16 protein-coding genes are annotated in these 18,902 nt (G+C 54.1%); 14 read left to right on the top strand and 2 right to left on the bottom strand.

The window, feature by feature from the left end:
* The first annotated feature begins 14 nt into the window (after positions 1–14).
* Genes PHD76_10500 through ispG form a run of 8 tightly spaced genes read left to right on the top strand, consistent with a single transcriptional unit; the run spans position 15 to position 10,782 of the window.
* Complete coding sequence (locus PHD76_10500; protein MDD5262262.1) at positions 15–2,225, top strand: hypothetical protein; 2,211 nt, start codon at positions 15–17, stop codon at positions 2,223–2,225.
* A gap of 15 nt (positions 2,226–2,240) precedes the next feature.
* The gene (locus PHD76_10495; GenBank protein ID MDD5262261.1) at positions 2,241–3,530 is read left to right on the top strand and encodes a UDP-glucose/GDP-mannose dehydrogenase family protein; all 1,290 of its coding nucleotides are present in this window, start codon (positions 2,241–2,243) and stop codon (positions 3,528–3,530) included.
* Between the two features lie 12 nt (positions 3,531–3,542).
* Positions 3,543–4,805, top strand: coding sequence for an adenylosuccinate synthase (locus PHD76_10490; protein MDD5262260.1), 1,263 nt, complete (start codon positions 3,543–3,545; stop codon positions 4,803–4,805).
* Positions 4,802–5,542, top strand: a complete 741-nt coding sequence (locus PHD76_10485) for an isoprenyl transferase (GenBank protein ID MDD5262259.1) — start codon at positions 4,802–4,804, stop codon at positions 5,540–5,542. Before PHD76_10490 ends, PHD76_10485 begins: the two co-directional genes overlap by 4 nt.
* Before the next feature lie 5 nt (positions 5,543–5,547).
* The gene (locus PHD76_10480) at positions 5,548–6,402 is read left to right on the top strand and encodes a phosphatidate cytidylyltransferase (GenBank protein MDD5262258.1); all 855 of its coding nucleotides are present in this window, start codon (positions 5,548–5,550) and stop codon (positions 6,400–6,402) included.
* Positions 6,399–7,544, top strand: coding sequence for a 1-deoxy-D-xylulose-5-phosphate reductoisomerase (locus PHD76_10475; protein MDD5262257.1), 1,146 nt, complete (start codon positions 6,399–6,401; stop codon positions 7,542–7,544). The genes PHD76_10480 and PHD76_10475 overlap by 4 nt, the downstream gene beginning before the upstream one ends.
* Positions 7,545–7,549: 5 nt before the next feature.
* Complete coding sequence (rseP, locus tag PHD76_10470; GenBank protein MDD5262256.1) at positions 7,550–9,013, top strand: RIP metalloprotease RseP; 1,464 nt, start codon at positions 7,550–7,552, stop codon at positions 9,011–9,013.
* A 5-nt stretch (positions 9,014–9,018) separates the two neighbouring features.
* Positions 9,019–10,782 carry a (E)-4-hydroxy-3-methylbut-2-enyl-diphosphate synthase gene (gene ispG, locus PHD76_10465; GenBank protein ID MDD5262255.1) on the top strand — a complete coding sequence of 588 codons (1,764 nt, stop codon included), beginning with the start codon at positions 9,019–9,021 and terminating at the stop codon, positions 10,780–10,782.
* 293 nt (positions 10,783–11,075) lie between these two features.
* On the opposite strand, the gene recO is transcribed toward ispG, so the two are convergent.
* A complete protein-coding gene (recO, locus tag PHD76_10460) occupies positions 11,076–11,639 on the bottom strand; it encodes a DNA repair protein RecO (protein ID MDD5262254.1) in 564 nt (187 codons plus the stop codon).
* A gap of 231 nt (positions 11,640–11,870) precedes the next feature.
* Between recO and hrpB the strand changes: the two genes are divergently transcribed.
* Complete coding sequence (hrpB, locus tag PHD76_10455) at positions 11,871–14,414, top strand: ATP-dependent helicase HrpB (GenBank protein ID MDD5262253.1); 2,544 nt, start codon at positions 11,871–11,873, stop codon at positions 14,412–14,414.
* Positions 14,415–14,743: 329 nt separating this feature from the next.
* Here hrpB and PHD76_10450 read toward each other — a convergent pair whose 3' ends face one another.
* Positions 14,744–16,117, bottom strand: a complete 1,374-nt coding sequence (locus tag PHD76_10450; protein MDD5262252.1) for an integron integrase — start codon at positions 16,115–16,117, stop codon at positions 14,744–14,746.
* Positions 16,118–16,251: 134 nt separating this feature from the next.
* On the opposite strand from PHD76_10450, the gene PHD76_10445 reads away from it, so the two are divergent.
* The 5 genes from PHD76_10445 to PHD76_10425 all read left to right on the top strand — a co-directional run bounded on the left by PHD76_10445 (position 16,252) and on the right by PHD76_10425 (position 18,866).
* The gene (locus PHD76_10445; protein ID MDD5262251.1) at positions 16,252–16,803 is read left to right on the top strand and encodes a hypothetical protein; all 552 of its coding nucleotides are present in this window, start codon (positions 16,252–16,254) and stop codon (positions 16,801–16,803) included.
* Positions 16,804–16,819: 16 nt separating this feature from the next.
* On the top strand, positions 16,820–17,230 hold the full coding sequence (locus tag PHD76_10440) for a hypothetical protein (GenBank protein MDD5262250.1): 411 nt from the start codon (positions 16,820–16,822) through the stop codon (positions 17,228–17,230).
* Between the two features lie 106 nt (positions 17,231–17,336).
* Complete coding sequence (locus tag PHD76_10435) at positions 17,337–17,627, top strand: hypothetical protein (GenBank protein MDD5262249.1); 291 nt, start codon at positions 17,337–17,339, stop codon at positions 17,625–17,627.
* Positions 17,628–18,015: 388 nt separating this feature from the next.
* The gene (locus PHD76_10430) at positions 18,016–18,447 is read left to right on the top strand and encodes a hypothetical protein (GenBank protein ID MDD5262248.1); all 432 of its coding nucleotides are present in this window, start codon (positions 18,016–18,018) and stop codon (positions 18,445–18,447) included.
* A 134-nt stretch (positions 18,448–18,581) separates the two neighbouring features.
* Positions 18,582–18,866, top strand: coding sequence for a hypothetical protein (locus tag PHD76_10425; GenBank protein MDD5262247.1), 285 nt, complete (start codon positions 18,582–18,584; stop codon positions 18,864–18,866).
* The last annotated feature ends 36 nt before the right edge of the window (positions 18,867–18,902 follow it).

Raw genomic sequence — 18,902 nt, 5'->3', positions numbered from 1 at the left:
AATAAATCGATTCCTTGAAAAGTCTAGGCTACAGCTTCACCATGGTCCTTATGGCGGCCGCGGGGGTATTACCCCTGCAAGCCGGGCCTGCTCCTGTGAGCAAAGATACCGCCAAGGATGCCGCTCCCATAGAAATTTCTGCCGATGGTGAGAATCGTTACCAGGGTGGCATTGCCTATGCGGAAGGCAATGTGGTGGTCCGCCACGGGGAAGACACGATTTATGCCGATCAAGTGAGTTTTGACAGGGACAGGCGGGAACTGACGGCCAAGGGCAATGTCCGCATTTTTTCCAACAATAAAATTTATCGCGGCGAATTTTTCACGTACAACATCGACACCAAGCAGATCCAGTCGCAGGAATTCCGCAATTCGATGGATCGGATTTATGCGTTTGGCAAACAGATCGAATCCCCGACGCCGAATGTCTATATCATCAAGAACGGCGGCATCACGACCGAGAACCGGGAAAACCCGGGTTACAAAGTAAAAGCGCAGACGGTGGAATATTATCCCGACGACCGGATCATTTTCAAGAATGTGGGTATTTACGTCGGAGACGTACCGGTGATGTGGCTGCCCTATGCGGCCGTGCCGCTCAAGTGGGACAATTTTTTTGATTTCACCGTCGGCTCCAGTTCGAGGTTGGGCGTTTATGCCATCGGCTCGTACAGCACGGCGTTGAATGCGAATTGGAAGACAACGCTGCATGCGGGTGAATACACCCGGCGCGGGCAGGGCGGGGGAGTGGATTTTTCCTATGATCCGCGGCCGGGAGACCATGGGGAATTCAAATCCTTTTACATTGATGATCAAAATCCCGGCATTGGCTCAGGCCCCCCGGACCGCCTTACCATTCCTCCCAACAAGCGTTACCGCTATTCGTACCTGGCCAAATACCAGCTTTCGCCTGAGATTTCGACCATGGCCGATTTGAATCTTTGGAGCGATAAAACGGTGACCGAGGACTTTTTCCCGAGCGAATACCAAAAGCGGGTCCAGCCGGACAACGTTGCGGACCTGGTCTATTACGACCCGAATTTCACAGGCACCCTGCTGGGCCGCGCGCAGTTCAGCAATCTTTTCAATGTAACGGAGCGGAAACCGGAATTATCCTTCGATTTCAAGCGGCAGCAGCTTGCCAATACGCCGTTCAGCTACGAGGGCGAATCGTCAGTTGTCAATTTTGCGCGCAGATTTGACCGGGATTTGGGGCCTGCTGCGGTTGGTTATGATGCGGTGCGCTACGACACGTTTCACGAATTGAGTTATCCGCGTCAGTATTTCGACTGGCTTTCGTTGACGCCCAAGGCGGGTGTCCGCGCGACGGAATACACCCACAATAATGATCCGCTAAACCAGGATCCCATGAATAGCGCGGGGAGGTTTGTGTATAATGCGGGGTTGGATGCATCCTTCAAGGTTTCCAAAACCTGGTCGGATCTTCAGAATCCCGGTTTGGGCATTGATGGATTGCGGCATGTGATGGAGCCCTACGCCGAGGCGGCCTTTACCGATTATCAAGGATCGAGCCCGAATGATATCATGGGGTTTGACAGCCGTATTCCCTCCACGCGGCTGGCGCCGCTGGATTATTCATTTTTCAACTCGATCGATTCGATTGACAGGCAGGAGTCCATCAAGCAGGGGGTCCGGAACAAATTGCAGACGAGGCGGGACGGGAAAAATTACGATTTGGTGGATTGGAACCTCTACACGCAGGCAAATTTCAGCCACAGTGTGAATGAAGGCATCCTGAACGACAGCACCTATTCCGAGATTTACAATGATGTGAACCTTTATCCCGTTCCCTGGCTGACTTTGGATTTTTATTCCGCCACAGCCGTCGAATCGAACGGCTTTGATGAAATGACGACCAACCTGACGTGGCAGGTGCATCCCGCAATTGATCTTACGGTTGGATACAACCATCTGAACCACGTCAATTTCCCCACCCTGCAAATCGACAACGCCGATTATGTGACCTTCAGCACCTTCTGGCGTTTGAATGAAAACTGGCGTGTTTCGCAAACATTCGGCTTTGAGGGTACGACCGGCAAGTTCCAGGATCAAAGTTATACGATTTACCGCGACTTGAGCGCATGGAGCATGGCGCTGACCACAACCATGCGGAGTAATGATCAACAATTGGGCAACGAATTTCTCGTTTACATGAGCCTGACCCTGAAGGCTTTTCCCGAAGCGAGTCTCAAGGCTAATTACTAGCATCGATACGTTTTCATGAATATCGCGATTGTAGGATCCGGCTATGTCGGACTCGTAACGGGGACTTGTTTTGCCGAAGTCGGCCATCAGGTCATATGTGTGGACAATGACGAAGCCAAGGTGGCGCAGCTCAAGAAGGGCCAGATTCCCATCTACGAGCCGGACCTGGAAGATTTGATCCGCAAAAATGTGCAGCTCAACCGCCTGCAGTTCACCACTTCAATCTCCGATGGAGTCCGCGATTCCCAGGTGATTTTTATTGCGGTGCCCACTCCGCCCCAGCCGGATGGCAGCGTCGATTTGAGCTATGTCGAAAAAGTGGCGCGCAGCATTGCCGAGCATCTGACCGAATACCGGATCGTGGTGGACAAGAGCACGGTGCCTGTCAAAACCGGGGAAAAAGTGGCCGAAACGATCCGGCGCTATGCCAGGGCGGGTGTGGAGTTTGACGTGGTCAGCAATCCCGAGTTTTTGAGGGAAGGCAGCGCCGTCAGCGATCTGATGAATCCCGACCGCATTGTCATCGGAGTGAACAACAAACGCGCGCTCCCCTTGATGGAGGCGATTTACACCCCCTTCAAGGCACCCATCATGGTGACGGATCTCAACAGCGCGGAGCTCATCAAGCACGCGAGCAACAGCTTTTTGGCGCTAAAGATTAGTTATATCAATGCCGTGGCGGCCGTGTGCGAAGCCTCCGGGGCCGATGTGATGATGGTGGCGGAAGGGATGGGCGCGGACCGCCGGATCGGGCGGCAGTTCCTGAATGCCGGCCTGGGCTATGGCGGCTCCTGCTTCCCCAAGGACCTTTCGGCGTTTATCAAGATCGCCGAGGAACTCGGTTATGATTTTGCCTTGTTGAAGGAGGTTGAAGTCATCAACCAGTCGCAGAAGGAGCGCTTCCTGCGCAAAATGCGCAAGGTGCTCTGGGTGTTGAAGGACAAAAAAATCGGGCAACTCGGGCTTGCTTTCAAAGGCGATACCGATGACACCCGCATGAGCGTCGCCATCAATCTGGCCGAGCAGATGGTCAAGGAAGGCGCCGTGGTCAGGGCTTTTGACCCGAAGGGAATGGAAAAGGCCAAGGCCTCGCACCCGCAAATTCACATGGCCAGCGACGCGTATGATGCCGCCAAGGACGCGGAAGCCCTTGTCATCGCCACGGAATGGAAGGAATTCAAGGCTTTGGACTGGCTCAAGATCCGTTCCGTGATGCGCACGCCGCTGATTTTTGACGGACGCAACCTTTTGAACCCGGATGAAATGAAATCACTGGGCTTTGAATATCACAGCATTGGGCGCTAATCCGGCTGAGCCATGAACACATTTCTCGTCGGCGCCCAGTGGGGTGATGAAGGCAAGGGCAAGATCATTGACGTTTTGACCGAAACGAACCATGTGGTCTGCCGCGCCCAGGGCGGGAACAACGCCGGCCACACGGTCGAGTTTGGTTCAAAAAAATATGTCCTCCACCTCGTGCCGTCGGGCATACTCCGGCCCGCCTGTATTTGTGTGATCGGTCATGGAACCGTGATTGATCCCGTTTCCCTGGCGCAGGAAATACGCGGCCTCGAGGAAAAGGGCATCAAGACGCGCGGACGCCTGTTTGTCAGCGATCGTGCGCATGTGGTCATGCCGTATCACCGCTCCCTGGATGCCGGCCGGGAATCGGCGGCCAGGGGAAAGATCGGAACCACCAAACGAGGCATCGGCCCCGCCTATAACGACAAGGCCTCGCGTGTCGGCCTCCGGATGCATGATTTTATCAACGAAACCGTTTTCCGGGAAAAGACGGGCGAGCGGGTCAAGGAAACCAACGAGCTGTGCCGGCTTAAAGGCTGGAAAACAGTCACCCCGGCGTCAATCTTCAAGGACTATCTTCCGGCGGCCCGGTTCCTGGCGCCTTATGTCACTGATACGGTTGCGATGCTGCATGATTTGCAGCGGAAAAAGAAAAACATTCTTTTTGAGGGCGCCCAGGGCACGTTTCTCGACATCGATTGCGGGACCTATCCGTATGTGACATCTTCCAACACCACGTCCTCGGGCCTTTGCACGGGGTCGGGCCTGCCGCCCAATCATGTGGACCGGGTTGTGGGCGTCATGAAGGCTTATACCACACGGGTCGGGGAAGGGCCGTTCCCGGCCGAATCGCAGGCGATCTCCGACATGCTCCATGCCTGGGGCCGCGAATTTGGCGCCACCACCGGGCGGGCTCGCCGTTGCGGCTGGCTGGATACGGTGCTGACCCGGTATGCCGCCATGATCAACGGGATTGACGAACTGGCTGTGACCAATCTGGACGGCCTGGATCAACTGCCGGAAATCAAGGTGTGTGTTTCCTACAAGGCGGGTTCACGGACGCTGCATTCCCCGCCCGCGTCGATCGATGAGTTTTCACGCTGCAAGCCGGTTTTCAAAACCTTCAAAGGCTGGCAACAAGATACCTCCAACTGCCGTTCATTTGGAAAACTTCCGCCGCCCGCCCGGAGCTATCTCAAGGCCATAGCGGCATTGACCGGAGCCAGGCTTCGTATTGTTTCCGTTGGGCCCCGGCGAGACCAGACCTTCTTCCTATGAAGCCGACTTCCGGAGCCAAGCGCTCGATTCCGGCATTTGAAAGCGTGCCGGAGCATGTCGCCATCATCATGGATGGCAATGGGCGCTGGGCGGGCCGCCGCCATCTTCCCCGCATCGAGGGGCATCGCCGTGGAGCGAAGGCGGTGGAGAACACCATCAAGGCAGCGTCCGAAGTTGGTGTTAGATATTTGACACTCTACGCTTTTTCCGTCGAAAACTGGTCGCGCCCGAAGTCCGAGGTCAAAGGCCTGATGGCCATGCTGGTGGACGCCCTCAAGCGCTACGAAAAAAGCCTGATGGAAAACGGCGTCAGGCTCAAGGCAATCGGGCGACTGAACGACCTGCCGGACAACGTCCGGAAACAGATCGCGCAGACGGAGAAAACCACGGCCGGCAACAAAAAAATGACCTTGTTCCTCGCCCTAAGCTACAGCGGGAGGGTTGAACTGACCGAGGCCGTGCAGAACATCGGGCGCGAGATCCTGGCAGGAAAGATCACGCCCGAACAGGTGGACGAAAATCTTGTCTCAAGCCATCTTTACGCCGCCGGAGTTCCCGATCCCGACCTGCTCATCCGCACCAGCGGGGAGATGAGGATCAGCAATTTCCTGCTTTGGCAGTTGTCCTACACGGAACTGTATATCACGCCGGTTCTCTGGCCTGATTTCGGGAAAAATGAATTTTTGGATGCCATCCGCGAGTATAACAGCCGGCAGCGGCGGTTTGGAGGCGTTTGAATTCCATGTTCGGATGGCGCCTGGTTTCCACGGTCATTCTTATCAGCCTGGTGGTCTGGCTGGCCTGGATGCGTTATTCCTCCGGCCTGTTTGTGCTTTCCTCCCTGCTTTGCCTGGTCGGGCAGTGGGAATATTACCAGATGCAGGAAAACAAGGGGCTGAAAGTTTTCAAAAAGGCCGGCGCCTTCTGCGGCCTGGTCTTTCTTTGTGTTGCCTATATTGATTTGTTGGGCGTGAATGCGGATTCGCGGTATTCCGACGCCCTCGAAACCCTGGCCATTCTGGGGGCCGTCATCGGCATCCTGACGCGGACCGTTTTTGAGCATCCGCGGGCGACTCCCGTGGGAACGGTCGCGTTGACACTTTTCGGCTTTTTTTATGTGCCGTTTCTTTTTCAGTTCCTTTTGAAAATTCTTTTTGGAATGGAGCGGATGCACCAGGACGGGATTATGCTGGGCCTCTATCTTGTTGCCGTGACCAAATTCACGGATATCGGGGCCTATGTGACGGGCAGCATGTTCGGACGCCATAAAATGAGCCCGCACATCAGCCCGAAAAAAACCTGGGAGGGATTTTTCGGCGGCCTGCTCGTCGCGCTCCTGACCAGCCTGATGCTCGTCCGCTGTTTTCCGGAAAAACTCGCCATCATCTCCGGCTGGCATGCCGTGGTGCTGGGTCTCCTGCTTCCGGTGACCAGCGTGGTCGGGGACCTGGCGGAGTCCGTCATCAAGCGCGATGCCCAGTCGAAAAACTCCGGGGTTCTCATTCCCGGCATCGGCGGCTCCCTGGATTTGATCGACAGCCTGTTGTTTACCGGCCCGTTGTTTTATTCCTATCTTACCTTTATCATATTTTCATGAAACGCGTCATTATTTTGGGAGCCAGCGGTTCCATCGGCCTGAGCACCTGCAAGGTTGCCCGCCAGTTTCCGGACCGGATGAAGATTGTCGGCCTGGCCGTGCAGCGCAGCGTGCCCGCCCTGTTGGAACAGGTCCGGGAGTTCGGCCCGCGCGCCGTCGCCGTTTACGACCCCGCTGCCGCGCAGGAAGCCAAAGCGGCCCTGCCTTCCAACTGCCGCTTGTTTCAGGGGCCGCAGGGATTGGTGGATCTGGTCCGGGAAACCGATGCGGACATGGTCCTGGTTGCGATTGTCGGCACCGCGGGCCTGGCTCCGGCGCTGGCCGCGCTTGAAACCGGAAAAGAGCTCGCGGTTGCGAGCAAGGAAATCCTGGTCATGGCCGGCGAAGCGGTAACAGCGGCAGCGAAGCGTTATGGACATGCCATTTTGCCCGTCGATTCCGAGCATAACGCCATTTTTCAGTGCCTTTTGAACACACCGGTCGAACAGGTCAAACGCCTGATCCTGACCGCTTCCGGCGGGCCGTTTCGCACAACGCCAAAGCCTGAACTGGCCCATGTGACAGTCGAGCAGGCCTTGAAGCATCCCACCTGGGATATGGGCAAAAAAATTACAATCGACTCGGCGACCTTGTTTAACAAAGGGCTGGAGATGATCGAGGCCAGATGGCTGTTCGGCGTCGGCATGGAAAAGATTGATGTGATCGTGCATCCCCAGAGCCTGGTGCATTCCATGGTGGAATTTGTGGACCACTCGGTGCTGGCCCAGCTCAGCCACTCCGACATGTGTTTCCCGATCCAATACGCCATCACCTATCCGGAACGGCTGCCGAATCAGTTGCCGTCCCTGGATTTCTCAAAATTAGGGCAGCTTATTTTTGAAGCTCCGGATCCCGGGCGTTTCCCGGCCTTGAGGCTGGCCCGCCAGGCGGGTAGCATCGGCGGAACCCTGCCTGCGGTATTTAACGCAGCAAATGAAGTCGCTGTGGAGCGTTTTTTGAGCAGAAAGGCCTCATTCCCACAAATTTGGGAATCAGTAGAAAAGGTAATGGATCAACATAGGAGCATTGCCTCGCCTGACCTGGATGCTATACTGCAGGCTGACACTTGGGCTCGCCAGACGGCGGGGCATATTTTGAACTGATTATAATGAATACTTTGGAAATTTTAGGAATTATAGGTTCGGTTATCGGGGCCTTCGTGGTCTTTAGCGTCACGGTTGCCGCCCACGAATGGGGCCATTTCCTTGCGGCTCGGATGACGGGCTTGTATATCCAACGTTTTGCGATTGGATTTGGTCCGAAGGTTTTTTCCTTCAAACGGAACGGGGTTGAATATTGCATCAACTGGATTCCGCTGGGCGGCTTTGTCCAGTTGCCGCAAATGGTGCCGGTTGAAATGCTGGAGGGCAAGGAGGCTGAAGAACTTCCCAAAAATCTGCCGCCCGTTACACCCTGGGCCAAGATCATAACGGCATTCTGGGGGCCTTTGTTCAGCTTTTTGCTCGCCCTGGCTTTGGCGATCATCGTTTATTTCGTTGGATTTCCCGAACGAATCAATCTGCAAAACACAGTAGTCGGCTACATGACAAAAGAAAGCGCTGCCCGTGAGGTCGGGATTCAGTTGGGTGACGTGATCACCCGGATCAACGGCAGGGAAGTCAAAGGATGGGCCGGCAATGCAGATGCGATTAAGGAATCGATTATTTTCAGTGAAGGCGAAACGATCCGGGTGGACGTCGAACGCAACGGGCGGCACTTGGTGTTTTATCCGCGTCCGAAGAAAGACCCCGAACTTGAAAATCTTCGCGCCCTTGGAATAGGTCCGGCGGATGACTCCGTCCTGGTGGGTAAAATCCTTCCGGGTTCACCCGCGGAACAGGCAGGACTCAAAACAGAAGACCGCATTCTGCGGATCAACGGTGAAAAGGTTTACAACTATCTTCATATCATGGATGTGATCGAGGCCGGCGAGGGGAAGCTGGTGCATCTGGAGGTTCAGCGGGCCGGCGCGCAGATCGCGGTCGATGTGGTTCCCCGGCGCGGAACCTACACCAAAGCCGACGGCAAAACCAGCCTGACGGAAAACCCGATGATTGGGATTATATGGATGGCCGATCCCAAGACGGAAAAGCGCATTACACATCCAAAACCCTTTGAGTTGATTTCCAACAGCGCATTGATGGTTTTTCGCACACTGCATGCGATTCCAAATCCAAAATCCGATATTGGCATCAAACAAATGTCAGGCCCGCTGGGCATTTTTCGCGCCATCCAGACGCTGCTGCTGGATGACTGGCGCAAGGTCCTTTATTTTGGCGTGGTCCTGAATGTGAACCTGGCCCTGTTGAACTTGTTCCCCCTGCCGATCCTGGATGGCGGCCATATTTTATTGTCGATCATCGAGTTGTTGAAGCGGGGTCCTGTCCACGCGAAGCTGATTTACAGCGTCCAGTCCGCATTTCTGTTTGTTCTGGTGGGGTTTGCCCTGTTTGTCACCTACCGTGACGCGTTGCGTTGGGGCCGGGATTTGCAGAATGAACGCAAGGCCGCCGATTCCGAACAAATGAGCAAAACATTGCGTTTCGAACCCCACAACCCTCCGACCCCATAAAAATTATGAAGCCCTATTGTGCGAACCCCTTCTTGCACCAACGCCGTCCCACCCGCGAAGTGTTTGTCGGGAAAGTGGGCATCGGCGGGGCCAATCCGATCCGAGTGCAGTCCATGCTGACCTGCGATACCATGGACACGCGGGCCTGCGTTCAACAGACGCTGGATTTGGTGAAAGTGGGTTGTGAGATCGTCCGCATCACCGCGCCGACCGTCAAGGACGCCGCCAACCTGAAAAATATCAAGGCCGAACTCCAGGCCGCCGGCTGCGCGGTCCCGATCGTGGCGGACATCCATTTCAAGCCCGATGCCGCCCTTGAGGCTGCGCAGTGGGTCGAAAAAGTGCGCATCAATCCCGGCAATTTTGCAGATAAAAAGAAATTCCAGATCCGGGAATACAACGACGAGCAATATCTCGAAGAACTGGATCGTATCGAGGAAACTTTTGTCCCGCTGATCAAGCTGTGCCTGGAGCGGAACGTCGCCATGCGCATCGGGACCAATCACGGTTCTTTGTCCGACCGCATCATGAACCGCTACGGCGACACGCCGAACGGGATGGTGGAAAGCGCGCTGGAATTTGCCCGGATCGCCCGAAAGTACAATTTCCACAACTTTGTATTTTCAATGAAGGCTTCCAATCCGAAGGTCATGATCAATGCCTATCGCCTTCTGGTTTCGCGCTTGAATGAGGAAGGCACCGACTGGAATTACCCGCTGCATCTCGGCGTGACCGAGGCCGGCGAGGGCGAGGATGGGCGCATCAAGAGCGCCATCGGCATTGGCTCGTTGTTAAAGGACGGGCTGGGGGACACCATCCGCGTTTCCCTGACCGAGGACAGTATCCACGAAATACCGGTTGCCCGGGCTCTTGTGGCCTACTCGGAAAACCTGCGCCATGAGGTATCGGCGGGACAGGGATTGGCACTTAGCTTTGATCCCTATGTCTATGCCAAGCGAAACAGCTTCCCGCTGACGCTTTCAGGCATCGAGATCGGCGAGAGCAATCCCGCCCGTGTTTTTTCCACGCGTGAGGTTTACGACGCATTGAAACCCCGCATGGCCGCGATGGGCGACACCGCCCCGGAGCTGGTTTATGAAGGATCGGGCGTGGTGGAAGTGGATTTGGCTGACGAACAGCAGATTCGCAAGATCAACGACCAGGATGAGCCCGTCCTGGTGACCGTCAAGGACGGTACCCAGTTGAACCCGGTCACCGCGTACCGGATTCTTTCGGCCAAGATACATCCGCACCATCCGATCCTGCTGAAAGATACGTTTAATCCTAACGAAACTCCGGAGCTCATGCAGGGGCTGCTTTCGTCCGCCATCCATATCGGAGCGCTGCTCTGCGACGGCATCGGCGACGCGATTTTGATCCGGCAGGAAAAATCACCCGGCGCGAGCATCCGCCTCGGCTTTAATATCCTGCAGGCGGCGGGCAATCGTATTTTCAAGACAGACTACGTGGCCTGCCCTTCCTGCGGCCGCACGCTGTTCGACCTGCAAACCACCACGGCCCGCATCAAGGCATCGACCGAGCATCTCAAAGGCGTCAAAATCGCCGTCATGGGCTGCATTGTGAACGGGCCGGGCGAAATGGCCGATGCGGACTTCGGTTATGTCGGCGGCGCTCCCGGAAAGATCAACCTGTACGTCGGCAAGAATCCGGTGAAGTTTAACATCCCGGAAACGGAAGCGGTGGACCGGTTGGTGGACCTCATCCGCGAACATGGCAAATGGGTCGATGCGCCCGCGGTGGCGGCGTAGCACATATCCTCGCGCAAAGCCGCCAAGGCGCAAAGGAAATCATTTTTATCCGCAGATGGACGCAGATTCACACTGATTTTTAGAATCAAAACTTACTGTTCCATTTTTGCGTATTTTGTGCCTTTTGGCGGCCAAACATTTGTTCGTGCTTCAAATCAAGCTTTAAAGCTTCGCGTTCCTCCGCGATCTCCCTGTAAAAATGTTTTGTTTATTCAACAACAAAACCCCCTTCGCTTCCCCCTTGTCAGGGGGATAGATACAGCTTGTGCTAATTCAAAATGTTTTTCTTTGCGTTAAACTTTGTTTTGCCCATCCTCCGCTTTCATCAACTCGGCTTGCAGTTTTGAAAAAGTCCTGGGCTGCCTGGGATACGCGTGCCGCCGCAACTGTTCGATCTTCCAATCGGGATGGTTCAACCCCTGGATTTCCATCAGGCGCCGTTCGAAACGTTCCAGCAGCGCCGGGGAGGCGTCCTTTTTCCCGAGGTAATCCAATGCTTTGGCCGCCAGCGTATAAATTTCTGGTACCGGCGTTTGCCCTTCCACGGTGAGTTCGATGACCTCAAAAAAATACGACGCAGCCAGGAGATTGAGATAGGCGCGCGTCAGGCCGCGATGCGCCTCAATGACCGAAAGCTCCCGGAGCGTGTGCAGGCTGGATTTTCGGGACGGGACCCAGCTCAGATGGCATTGGTGAAAAATATCGGTCTTTCCGAAAAACCCCTGTTTGGGCCGTGCCGCGCCGCGGGCGAGCGTACGGAGCAATCCGTGCCGGGCGGTGAGCCAGGTGAGGATATGGCTGGTTTCGGAGTAGAGCGAGCGGCGGATGATGATGCCTTCGTCTTCGACCGGTTCCATGCTGAACTGTCTAACGCAAACCGTCCAAGGCGCAAAGCAAAAGGTTCACCGCAAGTCGCAGAGAACGCAGAGGAAAAGCCGGGAGAATCCAGAGGTCAGAATTCAGAATCCAGAAAAAATCCAAAACCAATTCCAGTTTTAAACTTCGTTTTGCGATCCTTCGCGCCCTTCCTGTAAAAAAGGATTGTGCTATTCTTTGCGACTTTGCGTTAAGATGTTCCCTTCACAATCATGATAAAATTGAATCCAGCCGATCTGCCGATCCATGAGGTGGCCGACGCCGTGGTCGCGGGCCTGAAACAACACCATCGCCTGGTGGTGAAGGCCCCCACCGGCTCCGGCAAATCAACCCAGATCCCGCAAATCCTGGACCGGGCCGGTGTTTCCGCCGAAGGCCAGATCCTCATCCTGCAACCCCGCCGCCTGGCTGCGCGACTCCTGGCCCGCAGGGTGGCGGAGGAAATGGGCGTCACGCTCGGGCGCGAAGTCGGCTACCAGATCCGCTTCGAGGACATGACGTCCCGCGAAACCCGCATCAACTTTGTCACCGAAGGCGTCCTGATGCGCAAATTGATTTCCGACCCGCAGCTCTCCCGCATTTCAACCCTCATCTTCGACGAATTTCACGAACGACATTTGTATGGGGACCTGTCTCTTGCGAGGTGTTGGAGTCTTCAGCACGAAAAACGGCCGGGGCTGAACCTGGTGGTCATGTCGGCCACACTCGAAAAAGATGCGCTTGCGAAATATCTGGATCCCTGCGCGGTTGTGGAGTCGGAAGGCCGGCAATTCGACGTCAGCGAGGAATATCTTGAAAAACCCTTTTCACCGGAACGGACACGGATCTGGGATGTGGCCGCCGAAGCCTTTGCCGATGCGTCTTCGCAGGGTCATGACGGCGATGTTTTGATCTTCATGCCGGGCGCCTATGAGATTCAACGCACGATGGATGCGTTGCGCGGGATGCAGGCGTCCCGCGACTGCGAAGTCGTGGCGTTGCACGGTGAACTCCCGCCGGAACGACAGGACGAAGCCTTGCGCGCCACGGAAAAGCGCAAGATCATCGTGGCCACCAACGTGGCTGAGACTTCCATTACGATTCCGACGGTGCGGCTGGTCATCGACGGCGGTCTGGCCCGCATCAATCGCTTCGATCCGCGCCGCGGCATTAACACATTGATGATTGAAAAAATCAGCCGCGCATCCGCCGACCAGCGCAAGGGCCGCGCGGGACGCGTGGCGGCGGGCCATTGCGTGCGACTGTGGACTCGGGACGAACACAGCCAGCGGGCGGCTGCCGATCTGCCGGAAGTCTGGCGGGTCGATTTGTCGGAGTCGGTCCTCTTGCTGAAAGGCAGCGGGATTGAAGACTTGGAATCATTTCGATGGTTTGAAAAGCCCGATCCGCAGTCGCTCCAGCGGGCGCTAATCTTGCTGGCCGATTTGGGGGCGCTGCACGAGGATGAGGGCTCGCTGACCGAGGTTGGAAAGAGCCTGCTGCGATTTCCGGTACATCCGCGCTATGGCCGCATGTTATTGGAGGCGGAACAACGCAATTGTGTTGCGGCTGTGTGCAGTCTCGCCGCACTGGCCCAGGGGAAGAGTGTCCTGAAACGAAATGTGCCGCGGCAGGTGGAGGAATTACGCGAAGATATATTGGGTGGAGAGGAGAGCAGTGATTTTTTCATGCACATGCGGGCCTGGAAGTTTGCCGAGAACAAAAATTTCGATTTCAAGACCTGCGACAAATTGGGGATCGATGTCTCCTCCGCGCGCCAGGTTTCGCAATTGTCCCGCATGTTTGCGTCGATGTCCGGGAAGAAGGCGGCGGAAGACTCCAAGCCCGACAACCAGGCCATCCGGCGTTGCATTTTGGCCGGGTTTGCGGATCAGGTGGCGCGGCGGATCGACCAGGGTTCGCTGCGCTGCGAGCTGGTGCATGGCCGCAAAGGCGAATTGGCGCGGCAGAGCGTCGTGCGCAAAGCGCCGCTGATCGTGGTTTCGGAGATCAGCGAAATCCAGAAGGGAACGGGCGAAGTGGTGACGCTGTTGAGTTTGGCCACGGAAGTGGAGGAAGCCTGGCTGGATGAAATGGCCGAGCACGGGTTGAAGGTTGGGTCCAGGGCTTTGTATGATAGCACTTTGCGCCGGGTGGTTACGGAAAAGACGGTTTGTTATCACGATCTGGTGTTGCGCCGGCAGGTTGTGCAGGATGCGGAGGAGGGGGCTGCGGCAGCCTTGCTGGTGGAGCAGGTTTTGAATGGAGGCTGCGTGCTCAAGGGCTGGGATGACGAGGTGGAAAAATGGCTGTTGCGGGTTCGTTTTTTGGCCGGGCACGCGAAGGATCTTGGATTCGCCCCGTTCACGGAAGAGGACAGGCGTTCCGTGCTGGAGCAATTTTGTTTGGGTGCATTTTGTTATAAAGACATCAAGGAAAAGGCGGTTCTGCCGTATTTGAAGGACTGGCTTTCGCCTCCGATGGCTGCGGCGTTGGAGCGGCTGGCGCCGGAACGGATTGAAGTCGGCTCAAAAAAATTGAAAGTGAGCTATGCGGCCAATGAACCGCCCAGCCTTTCGGCGACGATCCAGGAACTGTACGATTTGAAGCAAACGCCGCAGATCCTGGGCGGGAAGTTCCCGTTGCTGGTCAAGATTCTGGCGCCGAACCGGCGTCCGGTGCAGGTGACGCAGGATCTTTCTGGGTTTTGGAGGGAAGTGTATCCGAAGATCAGGCCGGAGCTGCAGCGGCGCTATCCGAAGCATCAGTGGAGGTGAGAAAATGATGAATGCAGAAGTTAGAGAACCACGGATGCACACGGATAAACGCGGATAAAAATCTTGCTCTTAATCCTAATCTTACTCTATATCAAGTCATTGGACTCTAATACAATGTCTCACGCAAAGACGCGAAGGCGCAGTTTTGGAGTGCGTCCGCCGCGGCGGGCGCTTTGCATCAACTACATGTCTCCTGTCGAAAAGCGGCGTCGTGCCGCCGCACTCCATATCGCTTCCTGGTAAAAACCGTTCCATCCTCCGCGTCTCCGCGAGAGAAGGCATCTGAGTTTCAGTTATTCTGAATTCATCATTCTGCATTCTTCATTTCCTCACGCATCCAGCGGCGACACCACGGCGATGCCCGGTCGGTTGAGGACGTGGGTGTAGATCATTGTGGTGGAAACATCGGCATGGCCGAGCAACTCCTGCACCGTCCGGATGTCGGCTCCCGACTCCAGTAAATGCGTGGCAAAGCTGTGCCGCAGCGTGTGCGGGCTGACCCTTTTTTCCAGTCCTGCCTTTGCCGCTGCCTGCTTTACGGAGGCTTGGAGGGTATTTTCCAGAACATGATGCCGCCGTATCTTTCCACTGCGCGGATCCAGCGATGGTTTTGCGGCTGGAAACACATATTGCCAGATCCATTCCTTGCCCGCATTCGGCCACTTGTGGGCCAATGCTTCCGGCAGGTAAACATCTTCATGGCCCAAGGCCGCGCTTTCCTGATAAAGCTCCCTGACTTTTCCCAGGTGTTCCCGCAAGCGGGGTGCGAGCAATGCGGGCAACGGCGTTACACGGTCCTTGTCACCTTTGCCTCCTCGCACCGTCACAATCAATTTTTCAAAATCCAGATCCTGCACCCGAAGTCGAACACATTCCATCAGCCTCAGGCCTGATCCATACAACAGTTCCGCCATCAATTTCCAGGGGTCTTCCATCAGAGCCAGCAATTTGCGCACATCATTCCGGGACAATACAACCGGCAAGCGCCTCCGTGCGGCAGCCCTGGGAACCTCTCCCAAATCTCCCATCTCGCGGCGTAATACTTCCCGGAAAAGAAAAACCAAGGCATTGAGCGATTGGTTCTGGGTGTTGGCGGAAACATTCCGGACCACCGCCAAATACTCCAGATACGAGGCCACTTGGGCCGCTTCGACCTGTCCTCGGGTTCGAGGCTGTGCGAAGATCAGAAAACGGCGTATCCAATCCACATAGGTTTGCTCGGTTCGGTAGGAGTAATGGAGCCGTCGCACTGCAATGCGAACTTCATCAAGAAAAGGTTTCAGGCGGGATGAAAGTTCTCCCTCATCCGTACGCTCGGAAAAGCGTTGTTTTACAGCGGAGGCATCGAGAGGCTTGCGAGTGCGGGAAACTGCAGCGTCCGGCTCGGGGAGTGGGTGGTCCCACAGCCTGGCCCAATCCGCCTGGTAATAATCCTGATATAAATGCTTGAGAGCTAAATCCGCCTGCTGAATTTTCCAGCTTTCAGTGCCTTGCCCGGATAATACGGCTAAAAAGCGCTGCACATCCTCAGTCCCGGCTTCAACAAAGGGTTTAGGATGCAGAAAATGCCCATACTTTGAAATCCAAACCTCGGCCCATTTTAATTCCTCAGCATCCTTGAAATGGGGTTCCAAGGTTTGACCCAATTTGAGCCAAAATGCCCCAATTGGGGGTTGGCTGTCACCAAAACGTGACTTGTGCATAGGGTAAATTCATGCATGCTTGTGGCATGCGAATGGCGCTTTTGGAACAAACCGGCTTCAATTTCCGAAATAGGTTGAATTCCACCTATCTAGATAGATTGAATTCAATCTAATATACTGTTCGATTTAAAAATATGAAATACATTTTATTTGGCATTTTGGCTTTTACATATTCGCATGTTTACGCTGAACCAGTATTTCGTGATAGCTACGCAGTGGATTTGACCCTTAATGACGGAAGCAAATTTCAGAAGGAAATCAAAAAGGTTCCCTACGTAGCGGATGGTGTTATTTATATTTTTCCAGGTGAATCCTTCTCAGTTGGTATCGAAATAGGCGAAAAGGGAATTAAGGAAATTTACTACGATAAGGGAAAGAGTTCAAAAATTGGTTTAGATTTTAATTTCAAACAGGAAAAGTTGGACGACGGGAAAAGAATGATGATGTTGACGGTGGTCAGCCGTCTTCCTCAAACCTTGTCATACGAAGCCCTCATGGTTATTCCAGAGGTTCAAGGCGTCAAAAAGACTTCCGTAGTGCCTATCGAGGCAGGTCTATCTAGTTATGAGTCTTGGCCTCATCCGATCATGCAGTTAGCACTCCGCAATTTTAAGCTAGAGGATAAAAACAAAAAATCGAACCAGCCGGTCCAGCCAACCTCGCTTCGCTCGTCGGCTGACCGGTGACGTTCTGCATACTAGAATGTGGCCCTTCAACAAAACCAAGCGGTATGAGTGGAAGAAGGAGCATACGCGCCTTTGGTCAGAGCTTGTGCCAGCCAGTGGACAAGCGGAAACACTTCAAGGGGAGTTGATTCGCATTGCCGGTAAACTGACAGACCAGGCTTACCGGAATGGAAATATGAATTGGGATGAGGAGCATGAACGCATGTGGCGCTTTATCGGCGACACGATTGCGGATGATCCGGCATTTAGTAAAGCCGATCAGTCGCTCATCAGAGAAAAGATCGAAGAAATTATCAGAGATGAAGCTTGTCCGAATTTGAGTGGAGACAGCAGCCCTTACTATTTTGTCAGTGAGAAGGTCGTTGATTGGTGCATGGCTCACCCCAAACCGATTCCACACGAGAAAGATCCAGATCTGATACGATGAAAGAAGAAGCAGAACAAACGCATGCAGACAACCGGCGATAACCCTTGATTTTGCTTGTCCCATCCACTCCGCCGGTGTCTGATGCAGAGCGTTAGGTGCACGAGAAATGAATATCGATCTCAATAGGGCGATTTCAGGACTTATCGCTGCTGGCTATATGGTTGGAGCATATTTATATCTCGGGCCTGAGACGACATGGAAAGCTGGTATTGGCCTTATTTTTCCTCTTGCCTGTATCTGGTTCAGTGAAGAAATGGGGAATTTTACTGGTTCATCCCAGAGTGTTTCCATTACTTGTCCGACGCCCGGTTTGCTTGTCCTTATCGGAGGCTTGGTCGTTCTATTTTTACCTGTTATCATGGTTATCATCGGATTTATTATGAAAGGAAGCACCTAACCAGGCCGTCCACCTTAACCCTTCACACGCTGGCACTTCACCTGCGGAGCAGGTTCGGGTGCCAGGTGTTCCGGGTAGGTGACGGCTAACGTTAGCAAAAAGAATGAGCACAACACACCAGGATCACAAGTTTAGTGCCACATACCAGCCGTCTTCCTCAAACCTTGTCATACGAAGCCCTCATGGTTATTCCAGAGGTTCAAGGCGTCAAAAAGACTTCCGTAGTGCCTATCGAGGCAGGTCTATCTAGTTATGAGTCTTGGCCTCATCCGATCATGCAGTTAGCACTCCGCAATTTTAAGCTAGAGGATAAAAACAACAAATCGAACCAGCCGGTCCAGCCAACCTCGCTTCGCTCGTCGGCTGACCGGTGACGTTCGACTAATCTATGAAAAAACAAATAATAATTCTCATTACGGTGCTGACATTTGTTTCCTCTGCTTACGCGCAGACATCATCTTTACCGAAAATACTCACAGATGGTATTGAGACGTATAAGAAAGATGGCTACAGCAAAGCCTTTGATGTTTGGCTTACTGGTTCTCCCCTTGAGAAAGACACGACAACCAAAGTAAATATCACTGGAGGAATTGCGCAAATTGAGGCAGGATTGGGGAAATTTCTGGGTTATGAGTATTTGGGAACGGCCCCATTTACTCCATCTGTTAAGCGGTACTATTTAGTTTTTCTTTACGAGAAAGGGCCACTTTACACTTGGTTTGAGATTTATTCACGCGAAGGCAAGGACATAATCCCATCTTTTGACTGCAACACCAAAGCAAACCTAATCCTGCCTGCGAGCTTTATCGAGAAAAAATAGAAATGTCGAACCAGGTGATGGACCGTAACTGCCCTAATCGCTGCGCGATTACTTCTGTCATGCGCCGTGCGGGGCACGTCGCCCGCCAGAAGCAAGGGGCAGCCGGTCATCACTAACGTTAGACATAGATAAATATGATCGAGGAAATATTTAAATTATTGTTCAGCCCCGCCCATTTTGGATCCGGGCAGCCCAACGGTTTTAGGGTGGAAGGTCCTGCTATTTTGGTTGTGCCTGCCTTTATTGCCTTCATAGGTGGCATTATCTTTTCTTTTGTTTGGGTGTGCAGGGATGCAAAAAAACGGAATAAGAGCATATTTGTCACCCTGCTTTTTATCCTGCTTGCGGGCTGGCCAGCATCCTTTATTTGGTGGCTTTGGCTTCGCCCAACTTTAAAAACAGAAAAAACAAATGTCTAACCAGCGCATCCAGGCCAATGACCTACTCCGTCACGC

Source organism: Candidatus Methylacidiphilales bacterium (assembly GCA_028713655.1).
Classification (GTDB): Bacteria; Verrucomicrobiota; Verrucomicrobiia; order Methylacidiphilales; family JAAUTS01; genus JAQTNW01.
Note: the sequence above shows the minus strand (reverse complement) of the source record. Positions and strands in the feature narration are given on the sequence as shown.